This is a genomic window from Herbaspirillum sp. GW103 (genome assembly GCF_000261365.1).
In the GTDB taxonomy this organism is placed as follows: domain Bacteria; phylum Pseudomonadota; class Gammaproteobacteria; order Burkholderiales; family Burkholderiaceae_D; genus Herbaspirillum.
Window position 1 is genome coordinate 225458 of sequence record NZ_AJVC01000002.1, and the last position, 12231, is coordinate 237688.

Below are 12231 nucleotides of genomic sequence, written 5' to 3' on the forward strand. Positions count from 1 at the left end.
TGCTTCAATCCAGCTTGAACTTGCCTACCGCCGCTGCCAGATTCCCCGCCTGCCCCTTGAGCGAATCCGCTGCCGCCGCAGCTTGCTCCACCAGTGCGGCATTCTGCTGCGTGGTCTCATCCATCTGCGTGATGGCGAGATTGACTTCATTGATGCCGCCACTTTGCTCCTGCGTGGCCGCGCTGATCTCGGCCACCACGTCGGTCACGCGGCGCACGCTGGCCACCACTTCGGTCATGGTGCTGCCGGCGCGTTCCACCAGAGCGCTGCCGGCGCTGACCTTCTGCACCGAGTCGTCAATCAATTCCTTGATTTCCTTGGCCGCACCGGCCGAACGCTGCGCCAGTGAGCGCACTTCCGAGGCCACCACCGCAAAGCCGCGTCCCTGCTCGCCGGCGCGGGCCGCTTCCACCGCCGCATTGAGCGCCAGGATGTTGGTCTGGAAAGCGATGCCATCGATCACGCTGATGATGTCGGCGATGCGGCGCGAACTCTCGGTGATGCCTTCCATGGTTTGCACCACCTGACCCACCACTTCACCGCCCTGGCTGGCGATGTCCGATGCGGTGGCCGCCAGCTGGTTGGCCTGACGGGCGTTGTCGGCGTTCTGGGTCACGGTGGAGGTCAGTTGTTCCATGGCCGAGGCGGTCTCTTCCAGCGAACCGGCCTGTTGTTCGGTGCGGTTCGAGAGATCCAGATTGCCGCGCGCGATTTCGTTGGAGGCGGTGGCGATGGTGTCAGTCCCCTGGCGCACCTCATTGACGATGTCGCGCAGGCTGTCGTTCATCAGGCGCAGGGCTTCCATGAGGCGTCCGGTTTCGTCGCGACCGGCCGGGCGAATGCGCAGGGTCAGGTCGCCACGTGCCACGCGCTGGGCAATCTCTACCGCTTCCTTCAGCGGACGCGAGACATTGGCCGCCACCACGAACGCCAGCAGCGAACCGACGGCAACGGTGGCCGCCAGCAGTCCTACGATCCAGCGCTGCGCACCCCGGAATACGCCCGAGGCTTCTTCATCGGCATCGGCGCTGCCGCTGGCATTGAGCTTCACGATGGCATTGAGGTTGCCGACCATCGCGGCATAGAGCCTGGCCGATTCCCCATGGAACAGGGCACGCGTCTCGTCATACTGCTGGTTGGCAGCCATCTCGGCCAGTTGCTCATCTACTTTCAGATAGGCTGCCAGATTCTTGCCGAACTGGGCGTACTGTTGCTTTTCCTCCGGCTCGGACATGCGCTGCTCAAACACCGCGCGCTGCTTGGCCAGCGCATCCAGACGCTTCTTGATGGCTGCATTGGCCGCACTGCGCTCCTGCGGCGTGACGGCGGTCACCAGTTCCAGTTCATTGAGTCGTAGCGGCGGCAGCGAACCCTGCAGCTCGCGGGCGGCATCCATGGTCGGCATCCACTTGTTGACGATCTCGCCGGAAGCGCTGTTGACCTGCTTGAGCTCCTTCATGGCGAACAGCCCCTGCAACAGCGTCAGCGCAATCACCACCGCAAAGGACAGGGCCAGTTTCTTGGCGATGTTGAGGTTGTAGAACCAGATCATGTCTTCCTCGCATTTGTTTTATATCGTTTTCAGTTTCGGATCCCGACGATGCGGTCGACGCGTCGATGGCGAGGTCACCCGTTTGGCGTGCGGGCGTCAAGAGGGGCATGCGGCCGGGGGCGTGGTCGCGAGGAGCAATGAAGTGCTGGTGATGTCATGCTGTCATGCCGTCACGAAGCGTCGGCTTCCTGCCCATCCTGTCTCTCTTGTCGCCAACGGCCTCCCTCGGCCGCCGGCGCTTGCTGTTCGATGGTCGCATGGCTGGATCGGGCTTGATCTTAATGAGCGGCAAGAATTCCATCCAATGAAATTAATCATGCAGGCAATGCGCTAATTGATATCGATAGTGATCTGGATGTCAGACAAGATTATTCATATGATCATTTTGGAATGCGCCGCCGCTGTAATAAGATGTGCATAAAATTCACTTCAGAGCCATTTTTGCCCGATGCGCCGAAAGATCCCTTCTACCCAGGCCATGGCGGTCTTCGAGTCTGCTGCACGCCATCAGAGTTTTACCAAGGCGGCGCAGGAAATGGCCGTGACGCAAAGTGCAGTCTGCCGTCAGGTGGCTGCGCTGGAGGAATTCCTGGGCCTGAAGCTGTTTCGCCGTACCAAGCGCGGCGTGCGCCTGACCGAGGCCGGGGTGAGCTACAGTCATCAGGTCGGTCAGCGCCTGGACGAGATCGAGCGCGATGCCCTGCACCTGATGTCGCGCGACGGTCATGGCGATACCCTGGAGCTGGGCGTGATGCCGACCTTCGCCACCCGCTGGCTGTTGCCGCGCCTGCGTTCCTTCCTGGAGGAGCATCCGGGCGTGACCGTCAACCTGCGGCCGCGCACCCGGCCCTTCCTCTTCGAAGAGACCAATCTCGATGCCACGCTCTACGCCGGGCAAGCCAGCTGGCCCGGTACCGAGGGTGTGTTCCTGATGCGCGAGAGCATGGTGGCGGTGGCCAGCCCGGAACTCATCGGTCCCGATCGCAAGCTCACGCCCACCGAGCTGCTCGCTTATCCGCTGCTGCAGCAGAGCACCCGTCCCTACGTGTGGCGGCAGTGGTTCGCCTCCTTCGGCATGCAGGTGCAGAACGATCTGGTGGGCACCCAGCTGGAACTGTTCTCCATGCTGACCCAGGCGGCCATCGTCGGCATGGGCGTGGCGCTGATCCCGCGCTTCCTGATCGAGGATGAATTGCGGCGCGGCCTGCTGGTGGTGGCCGTTGATCACGATTACCTGAGCACCCACTCCTACTACCTGATCTATCCCGAGCGCACCTCCGAGCGGCCGCTCCTGCGCCTGTTCCAGGACTGGCTGGAAGAGCAGGCCAAGACCTATCGCCTGCCCAGCGGATTGGGTTGAGCCGGGTCGGAGAAGGCCGTCTCGACAGGCGGAACCGGAGTGCGAAAAAAGCACACGGTGATGCAAACAATTCGTTTGCGCCGGGGCAGGGCAGTCCGTATATTTTTGTCCACCGCCGCTGCGGGATCACTGTCTGCGCGACAGTGATCCCGCAACGATTCCTGATGCACAAATGAGGCTTCCATGAGCAAAACATCGCAACGACATTCCTTCGATTACGCCGATCCCCTGATGCTGGAGCAGCAACTGAGCGACGATGAACGCCAGGTGCGCGACGCCGCCCAGGCCTATTGCCAGGATCGCCTGGCGCCGCGCGTGCTGGAAGCCTTCCGCCACGAGAAGATGGATGTGAGCATCTTCCGCGAGATGGGCGAACTGGGCCTGCTGGGCGCGACCATCGATGAGCAATACGGTGGTGCCGGTCTGAATTACGTTTGCTATGGCTTGATCGCGCGCGAAGTCGAGCGCGTCGATTCTGGCTATCGCTCCATGATGAGCGTGCAATCCTCGCTGGTGATGACGCCCATCAACGCCTTCGGCACCGAGGCGCAGAAGCAGAAATACCTGCCCAAGCTGGCCAGTGGCGAATGGATAGGATGCTTCGGCCTGACCGAACCCAACCACGGTTCCGACCCCGGCAGCATGATCACCCGCGCGCGCAAGGTGGATGGGGGCTACAGCCTGTCCGGCAGCAAGATGTGGATCACCAACAGCCCGGTGGCAGATGTCTTCGTGGTGTGGGCCAAGGATGACGAAGGCGAGATTCGCGGCTTCATCCTCGACAAGGGGGCCAAGGGCTTGTCGGCACCGGCCATCCACGGCAAGGTCGGCCTGCGTTCTTCCATCACCGGTGAGATCGTGATGGACAACGTGTTCTGTCCGGAAGAAAACGCTTTCCCCGACGTGCGCGGATTGAAGGGGCCCTTCACCTGTCTCAACAGCGCCCGCTACGGCATCGCCTGGGGGGCACTGGGGGCGGCCGAAGACTGCTACGAGCGTGCGCGCCGTTACACCATGGAGCGCCAGCAGTTCGGCCGTCCGCTGGCGGCCAACCAGCTGGTGCAGAAGAAACTGGCGGACATGCTCACCGAAATCTCGCTGGGCCTGCAAGGCTGCCTGCGCCTGGGGCGTTTGAAGGATGAAGGTTATTCAGGCATCGAGCAGACCTCGATCATGAAGCGCAACAGCTGCGGCAAGGCCCTGGACATCGCCCGCATGGCGCGCGACATGATGGGCGGCAACGGCATCTCCGACGAGTTCGGCGTGGCGCGTCATCTGGTCAATCTGGAAGTGGTCAACACCTACGAGGGTACGCATGATGTGCATGCGCTAATCCTCGGCCGCGCCATCACCGGGCTGGCGGCTTTCTCCAACTGATGCCGCATCGCCTGCGGGCCGCCTCCATGGTGGCCTGCAGGCGGTCTACTCCCCTCTCGCTACAACACCCCTCGCTCGCGCAGCGCGGCGATCTGCGCTTCTTCCATGCCCAGCAGCGACTGCAAGACTTCTCCCGTGCCTTCACCCAACGAGGGCGGTGCCCTGCGTACCGGCAGACGTTCCCCATCGAAACGATAGGGCGGCGTCAGCACCTGTACGCTGCCCGCTTGCGCATGCGGATGCGTGCTGACCAGGCCGGCAGAGCTAGCGCGCGGGCTGGTCAGGGCCTCATGCAGGCCCAGCACTTCACCGCAGGGAATGCCGGCCTGGTGCAGCTTGGCCAGCAGGTCGGCGCGCTTGCGGGCCTTGAGTTCGCGGTTGATTTCCGGGACCAGCACGTCGCGATGCTGGCCACGGCTGACGTTGGTCTTGAAGCGCGCATCCTCGGCCAGGTCGGGACGGTCGATGACGCTGTGGCAGAAGCGCTGGTACTGGCTGTTGGTGCCTACCGTGATGACCAGGCGGCCATCGGCCGCATCGAAGACGCCATAGGGAATGATGGAAGGATGCGCATTGCCATAGCGCGGCGGATCGTCGCCCAGGATCAGTGCTTCCAGTCCGTAATACGAAGTGATCATGACGCCGCAGTCGAACAGCGCCATCTCCACATGCCGGCCCTGTCCGGTCTGCTGGCGCTGGTACAGCGCGGCCAGCACGCCCTGGGCGGAATACATGCCGGTGAACAGGTCCACCGCCGCCACGCCCAGTTTCAGCGGCGGCTGGCTGGCCTCGCCATTGAGTGACATCAGGCCGGATTCGCCCTGGATCACCAGGTCATAGCCGGGCCGTGTGGCCTCCGGCCCGCTGCTGTCGTAGCCGGTGATGGAGCAATACACCAGGCCGGGATTGTCGCGGCGCAGGGTCTCGTAATCGAGGCCAAATTTCTGCACGCCGCCGAACTTGAAATTCTGGATCACCACATCGCTCTTGCGGGCCAGCTGGCGCACGATGTCCTGGCCTTCTTCGGTCTGCAGGTCCACGCTGATGGAGCGCTTGTTGCGGTTGACGCTGTTGAAATACGCGGTCTCGGTCGAGCCGATGCGGGTACCCCAGTCGCGCGTGTCGTCGCCGCGTTCGGGGTGCTCGACCTTGATCACTTCGGCGCCCAGGTCGCCCAGTACCATCGCACACCAGGGGCCGGCCAGCACGCGCGAGAGGTCCAGTACGCGCACGCCGGCCAGCGGCAGGGATGCAGTTTGTTCAGTCATGTCGTCTCCTCATGGACGGGATGCGTGCTGCGCTTGTTGTTCTGTATGACGTCCGTGCGCATCCCGGTACAGCTATTGTTTCGGTGCCTGACGCAGCCGCCGGAAATCGGCAGGCCGTTTTTCGAGGAAGGCGTGAATGCCCTCGGCCGCTTCGTCTTCGCCCTGCGAGAGCACCATGTGCTGCGCTTCCAGTTCCAGTTGTTCTTCCAGCGTGGCGCCGTAGGCATGCTGGCACAGGTGCTTGATGCGGGCCATGGCCTGTGCCGGACCGTCGGCCAGGGTGGCGGCCAGTTGCACGGCGGCTTCCAGTGCCTGTCCTGCCTCGGCCAGCTGATTGACCGCACCCATGGCATGCAGGCGTTCGCCATTGAAACGCTCGCCCGACAGGCACAGCTGGGTCAGCATCTGGCGCGACAGGAATTGCGCGAGGAAGGCCGTCACGCCGCCATCGGGCGTGAGCCCGACCTTGACATAGGCCACCGAGAACTGCGCTTGGCGCGTGGTCACCAGCAGATCGCAGGCCAAGGCCAGCGACAGCCCGGCACCTGCTGCGCCACCTTCGACTGCTGCGATCACCGGCTTGCTGCAGCGACCGATGTGGCGGATCAGGTCGTGCAAACCTTCCAGCTTTGCACGGCGCTGCTGGGGTGCCATGCTGCGGCGCTGGGCCAGCAGGCGCAGGTCGCCGCCGGAGCAGAAGAAATTGCCGCCCCCGGCCAGCACGATGGCCCCCACTTGCGGATCAGCCTGGGCCTGGTCGAGCGCGGCCGTCAGCGCGGCATACAGGTTAGCGTTGAGGGCATTGCGCGTGGCCGGATCGTGATTGATGAGCACGCGCACCGCACCGCGCTGCTCCTGCAGGACTTCGCTCATGCCGGCATGTCGCGGCTCAGCGCGATATAGCGTTGCAGGTGGTAGTCCTCGTCACCGAGCTGGTGGTCGATCATCACCAGGCGCTTGGCGTAATGCGACAGCGGCAGTTCCCAGGTCATGCCGATGCCGCCGTGCAGCTGGATGGATTCTTCGGCCACCAGCGTACCGATGCGGCCGATGCTGAACTTGGCCGCCGACAGGGCGCGTTCGCGTGTGAGGCGATCGGCCTCCAGTGCGGCCGCGGCGTTGATGACCGCTGAGCGGGCCTGTTCCACCTCCAGCAGCAGGTCGGCCATGCGATGTTGCAGTGCCTGGAAGCTGCCGATGGGCAGGCCGAACTGCTTGCGGGTGCGCAGGTAATCCAGCGTGGCTTCCTTGGCCACTTCCAACGCGCCCAGTGCTTCGGCGCACAGCGCCAGCACGCCGCGTCCGAGGATGCGCTCCAGCAGCGCAGCGCCTTGGCCCGCGCTGCCCAGCAGGGCGTCGGCGGGCAGGGCCACATCTTGCAGCAGCAGGTCGGCTACGCGGCCACCGTCGATGGTGTCGCTGCCTTGCAATTGCAGGCCCGCCGTATTGGCCGGGATCAGGAACAGCGAGATGCCGTCAGCGTCATCGCTCGCGCCGCTGGTACGGGCTGAGACCAGCAACACATCCGCCGCTTCCGCTTGCACCACGACCGCCTTGTGGCCTTGCAGGCGCCAGCTTCCGTCGGCTTCTTGCGTGGCGCGCGTGGTCACATGCGTGGGTGCATAGTGACTGTCGGCTTCTTCATGGGCCAAGGCGGCCAGGGTCTGGCCGGCGATGATGGGTTCCAGCAAGGCCTTCTGTGCGGGCGTGCCAGCGGCCGCGATGGCCTCGCCGACCAGGATGGCACTGCCCAGCAAGGGCTCCAGCAGCAGGCCGCGGCCGATTTCTTCAAACACCACGGCGATATCGAAACCCCCACCGCCGTAGCCGCCGTCTTCCTCACGGAAGAGTGCGCCGATCACGCCCATTTCGGCCAGCTGCGACCACATGTCGCGGCTCATGCCGGGTGCGGATTGCAGCAGGTGCTTGCGTTCTTCAAAACCATACTGTTCGGTAATGAGACGACGCAGGCTGTCGGCCAGCATGCGGCGTTCTTCGGTGTGCTCGAAATTCATGGGCATTCCCTCACAGGCCAAGGATCATCTTGGAGATGATGTTCTTCTGGATTTCATTGGAGCCGCCGAAGATCGACAGCTTGCGATTGTTGAAGTAATGCGCGGCCGCACCGGCAGCGGCCTCCGGGCCGAGCGTATGGCCGTCGTGGCCTTCGTCCTGCGCCTGCCATTGATACGGGCGCGCGTAAGGGCCCATGGCACGGCGGGTGAGGGCGGTGATTTCCTGGCGGATCTCGGTGCCGCGTATCTTGAGCATGGAGCTTTCTGCACCGGGCGCGCCACCGCCGGCGACGGCCGAGATGACGCGCAGGTTGGTGGTCTTCATGTTTTCCAGATCGATTTCCACACGGGCCATGCGGGCAGCGAAGAGCGGGTCGTCGGCCAGCGGGCGACCATGGCTGCGTTGCGTGGCGGCGATTTTCTTCAGGCGTTGCAGGGCGGCCACCGAGAAGCCGATGCCGGCGATGTTGGTGCGCTCGTAGGTCAGCAGATACTTGGCGCAACTCCAGCCGCGATCTTCCTCGCCGACCAGGTTTTGTACCGGCACGCGCACATCGGTGAAGAAGACCTCGTTGACCTCGTGCTCGCCGTCCAGGGTGATGATGGGGCGCACTTCCACGCCCGGTGCATTCATGTCGATCAAGAGGAAGCTGATGCCTTCCTGCTTCTTGGCTTCGCGGTTGGTACGTACCAGGCAGAAGATCATGTTGGCGTAGTGGCCCAGCGTGGTCCAGGTCTTCTGGCCATTGACGATGTAATGGTCGCCATCGCGGACCGCATGCGTCTTTACGGCAGCCAGGTCGGAGCCCGCACCCGGTTCCGAATAGCCCTGGCACCACCAGTCCTCGCCACTGAGGATGCGCGGCAGCCAGTATCGCTTCTGCGCTTCGTTGCCGTACTTGATCAGCACCGGTCCCAGCATGTTGACGCCGAAAGGCACCACGCGCGGCGCATGTGCCAGGCAGCATTCGTGTTCGAAGATGAATTTTTCGATCACGGTCCAGCCGGTACCGCCATATTCGCGGGGCCAGTGATTGGCCAGCCAGCCGCGTTCGTTGAGGATGGCGTGCCATTGTTCCATCTCGTCGCGGCTCAGGTGCTTGCCGCTGGCCACCTTGTCCGACAAGGCCTTGGGCAGCTTCTCGGCGAGGAAGGCGCGCACGCTGTCGCGGAAGGCTTCTTCGGCCGGGGTGAAATTCAGATCCATTCCAGTCTCCTTGGGGATGCAGTGCAGCGATGCTGCGCTTCAATAGATTTCAAACAGGCCGGCCGCACCCATGCCGCCGGCGATGCACATGGTCACCACCGCGTAGCGCGCACCGCGCCGCTTGCCCTCGATGAGCACGTGGCCGGCCAGGCGCGCTCCGGTCATGCCGAAGGGATGGCCGATGGCAATGGCACCGCCGTTGACGTTGAGCAGTTCGTCCGGAATGCCCAGGCGGCGCTGGCAGTACAGGGCTTGCGAGGCGAAGGCTTCGTTGAGTTCCCACAGGCCGATGTCATCCATGCGCAGGCCATGACGCTGCAACAGGCGCGGCACCGCAAAGACCGGGCCGATACCCATCTCGTCGGGTTCGCAGCCGGCCACCACCAGGCCACGGAAAGCGCCCAGCACCGGCAATCCGGCGCGTTCGGCGGCGCGCGCTTCCATCATCACGCAGGCCGAGGCACCATCGGAGAGCTGCGAGGAATTGCCGGCGGTGATGAACTGGTCCGCACCCATCACCGGGGCCAGCTTGGCCAGCGCCTCATAGGTGGTGCCGGGACGATTGCAGTTGTCGGCCTCCACCGTGACTTCGCGCAGGCTGGTCTGGCCGCTGGCCTTGTCGGTGACCTGCATGGTGGTGGTGCAGGCCACGATCTCGTCGCGGTAGCGTCCGGCCGCCTGTGCCTCGGCGGTCTTGCGCTGGCTGGCTTCGGAGAAGCGGTCCTGGTCTTCGCGGGTGATGCCGTAGCGCGCGGCCACGATGTCGGCGGTCTCGATCATGGGCAGATAGAGATCGGGCTTGTGTTCGACGATCCATGGGTCCATGCCGCTGTCGCCGCTGTCGGTGGCACTACGGCTGCGGATCTGCGAGATGCTTTCGACACCGCCTGCGATCATGGCATCAGCACCATCGACCACGATGCGCCCGGCCGCCATGGCAATGGCTTGCAGGCCGGAGGCACAAAAACGATTGACGGTGGTGCCGGCGATGCTGATGGGCAGGTCCGCGCGCACGATGGCCTGGCGCGCGATATTGCGGCCGGTGGTACCTTCCGGATAGCCGCAGCCGAGGATGGCATCCTCGATCTGGCCCGGGTCGATGCCGGCGCGCTCAACCGCTGCGCGCACCGCAAAGGCCGCCAGGGTCGGACCGGGCGTGACGTTGAATTCGCCGCGATGGGCCTTGGTCAAGGGGGTACGCGCGGTGGATACGATGACGGCTTCCCGCATCATGGAATTCTCCTGGAAGGATGGTGCAATGGGGAGACCGGCGATGCGCACGGTCTCCGGCGAGTCCGGTTTGGCGATCAGCCGGCCTGGTTCAGCGAATCAAAATTGGCACCGCGTTCGACCAGCTCCACCAGCAGCGGCGAGGGTGTCCAGAACAGCGGGTCTTCGGCGGCAAAGGTACGGATGTCGGCCAGCACATTGGGCAGGCCCACCATGTCGGCATATTTCATGGGGCCGCCACGATGGCGCGGGAAACCGTAGCCGTACAGGAAGGTGACATCCACATCCAGCGGACGCAGGGCAATGCGCTGATGGACCACATTGGCACCTTCATTGATCATCGCGGCCAGGTAGCGGCGCTGGATGTCTTCCTTGCTGAAGCTGCGCGGGGTGATGCCGGCGCGTGCACGTTCCTCGTCGATGAGCGCCAGCACTTCCGGATCGGGTGCGCCGCTGCGCGGACCATCGGGATAGCGATAGAAGCCGCGTCCGCTCTTCTGTCCAAACCAGCCGCGCTCGCACAGGCGGTCGGCAATGTGGACGTAGCGCGCACGCGGATCGCGGGTGGCGGCGCGGCGCTTGCGGGTGGCCCAGCCGATGTCGCCACCGGCCAGGTCCACTACCTGGTACGGCCCCATGGCAAAACCGAAGTCACGCACGGCGGCATCGATCTCATAGGGTGAAGCGCCATCTTCCATCAGGGCATCGGCCGCCTGGCGATACACGGCCAGGATGCGATTGCCGATGAAGCCATCACAGACACCGGCGCGCACCGGCACCTTGCGCAGGCGCTTGGCCAGTTCGAAGGCGGTGGCCACCACATCGGCGGCGACCTGGCGCGGCACCACGATTTCCAGCAGCTTCATCACATTGGCCGGCGAGAAGAAATGCAGGCCGATCACGTCCGCAGGACGGGAGATGCTGGCGGCAATCGCATCGATGTCGAGGTAGGAAGTGTTGGTCGCCAATACGGCACCGGGTTTGCAGACGCGGTCCAGTTCAGCGAAGACGGCTTGCTTCACGTTCAGATCTTCGAACACGGCTTCGATCACCACATCGGCGGCGGACAAGTCTTCATAACGGGTGCTGCCGTGCAAGCGCGCCAGCACGGCATCGCGGGCCTCTTGCGTGAGACGGCCCTTGGCCACCTGCGCGTCGTAAACTTTTTCCACATGGCCGCGTCCACGTGCGAGGGCTTCATCGTCGCGTTCGATCATGGTCACCGGCAAACCGGCATCGAGTACCGCCACGGCGATGCCCGCACCCATGGTGCCGCCGCCGACCACGCCGATCCGGGCGATGGGGCGGGGCTGGGCGTTGCGGGTCTCGGGGGCTTTCTGCACTTCGCGTTCGGCGAAGAAGGCATGGATCAGACCGGCGCGCTGCGGGCTGTCCAGACATTGCAGGAAGAACTGGCGTTCCAGCGCCAGGCCCTGGTCGAAGGGCAGGGTGGTAGCGGCTTCGACGGCATCGATGATCTTGTGCGGGGAGAACAGGCCGCGCGATTTCTTGCCGGTCTCGGCGCGGGCGGCGCTGATGGCGGCCTGCGCGGCAGCGCTGTCGGCCAGGGCGCTGCCGTCGCGACTGCGGCGTACCGGGGCGCCCATGTCCAGCAGCGTCTGCAATTCGCGCAGACCGGCCGCGCGCGCTTGTGCGGCGTCCTCACCCTCGGCCAGATGGTCGACCAGTCCCAGCCCCAGGGCTTCCTTGGCGCCCAGGTGGCGACCGCTGAGCATCGTCTCCAGCGCGGCCTGCGCGCCGATGAGGCGTGGCGTGCGCTGGGTGCCTCCGGCACCGGGCAGCAGGCCCAGCTGGACTTCCGGCAGTCCCAGACGGGCGTTGGCGAGGGCCAGCCGGTAGTGCGCTGCCAGCGCCACTTCCAGTCCGCCGCCCAGGGCCGCGCCGTGGATGGCCGCCAGCACCGGCTTGCTGCAGGCCTCGATGCGGTTGCACAGCTCGGTCAGCAGCGGTGCCTGGGGCGGTTTGCCGAACTCGCGGATGTCGGCACCACCGATGAAGTTGCGGCCCGCGCCAGTCACCAGGATGGCGGCCACGCCTGCATCGGCCTCACCTTCTTCGATGGCCGCCAGCAAGCCCCGGCGCACTGCGACACCCAGTGCATTGACCGGCGCATTGTCGATGGTCACGACCAGGATGGCGCCTTCGCGCGCCAGATGAACGGGGGGTAGCTCGCCCGCAACCGTGGCTTGGTTGGACATGCA

9 protein-coding genes are annotated in these 12231 nt (G+C 64.5%); 2 read left to right on the forward strand and 7 right to left on the reverse strand.

Annotated elements, in window-relative coordinates; translation table 11 throughout:
• Nucleotides 1-4: 4 nt before the first annotated feature.
• The gene (locus GWL_RS02495; protein ID WP_008326317.1) at nucleotides 5-1552 is read right to left on the reverse strand and encodes a methyl-accepting chemotaxis protein; all 1548 of its coding nucleotides are present in this window, start codon (nucleotides 1550-1552) and stop codon (nucleotides 5-7) included.
• A gap of 448 nt (nucleotides 1553-2000) precedes the next feature.
• On the opposite strand from GWL_RS02495, the gene GWL_RS02500 reads away from it, so the two are divergent.
• Together GWL_RS02500 and GWL_RS02505 are read left to right on the forward strand one after the other, a co-directional pair.
• The gene (locus GWL_RS02500; RefSeq protein ID WP_008326318.1) at nucleotides 2001-2912 is read left to right on the forward strand and encodes a LysR family transcriptional regulator; all 912 of its coding nucleotides are present in this window, start codon (nucleotides 2001-2003) and stop codon (nucleotides 2910-2912) included.
• A gap of 183 nt (nucleotides 2913-3095) precedes the next feature.
• A complete protein-coding gene (locus GWL_RS02505) occupies nucleotides 3096-4289 on the forward strand; it encodes an acyl-CoA dehydrogenase (protein ID WP_008326319.1) in 1194 nt (397 codons plus the stop codon).
• Between the two features lie 59 nt (nucleotides 4290-4348).
• Here GWL_RS02505 and GWL_RS02510 read toward each other — a convergent pair whose 3' ends face one another.
• From GWL_RS02510 to GWL_RS02535, 6 genes are all read right to left on the reverse strand, one after another.
• Nucleotides 4349-5557, reverse strand: a complete 1209-nt coding sequence (locus GWL_RS02510) for a CaiB/BaiF CoA-transferase family protein (protein ID WP_008326320.1) — start codon at nucleotides 5555-5557, stop codon at nucleotides 4349-4351.
• Nucleotides 5558-5629: 72 nt separating this feature from the next.
• A complete protein-coding gene (locus tag GWL_RS02515) occupies nucleotides 5630-6430 on the reverse strand; it encodes an oxepin-CoA hydrolase, alternative type (RefSeq protein ID WP_008326322.1) in 801 nt (266 codons plus the stop codon).
• The gene (locus tag GWL_RS02520; RefSeq protein ID WP_008326323.1) at nucleotides 6427-7572 is read right to left on the reverse strand and encodes an acyl-CoA dehydrogenase family protein; all 1146 of its coding nucleotides are present in this window, start codon (nucleotides 7570-7572) and stop codon (nucleotides 6427-6429) included. Before GWL_RS02520 ends, GWL_RS02515 begins: the two co-directional genes overlap by 4 nt.
• A 10-nt stretch (nucleotides 7573-7582) precedes the next feature.
• A complete protein-coding gene (locus tag GWL_RS02525) occupies nucleotides 7583-8779 on the reverse strand; it encodes an acyl-CoA dehydrogenase family protein (protein ID WP_008326325.1) in 1197 nt (398 codons plus the stop codon).
• A gap of 39 nt (nucleotides 8780-8818) precedes the next feature.
• The gene (locus tag GWL_RS02530) at nucleotides 8819-10009 is read right to left on the reverse strand and encodes an acetyl-CoA C-acyltransferase (RefSeq protein WP_034349937.1); all 1191 of its coding nucleotides are present in this window, start codon (nucleotides 10007-10009) and stop codon (nucleotides 8819-8821) included.
• A 77-nt stretch (nucleotides 10010-10086) separates the two neighbouring features.
• Nucleotides 10087-12228, reverse strand: coding sequence for a 3-hydroxyacyl-CoA dehydrogenase NAD-binding domain-containing protein (locus GWL_RS02535; protein WP_008326329.1), 2142 nt, complete (start codon nucleotides 12226-12228; stop codon nucleotides 10087-10089).
• Nucleotides 12229-12231: the final 3 nt, after the last annotated feature.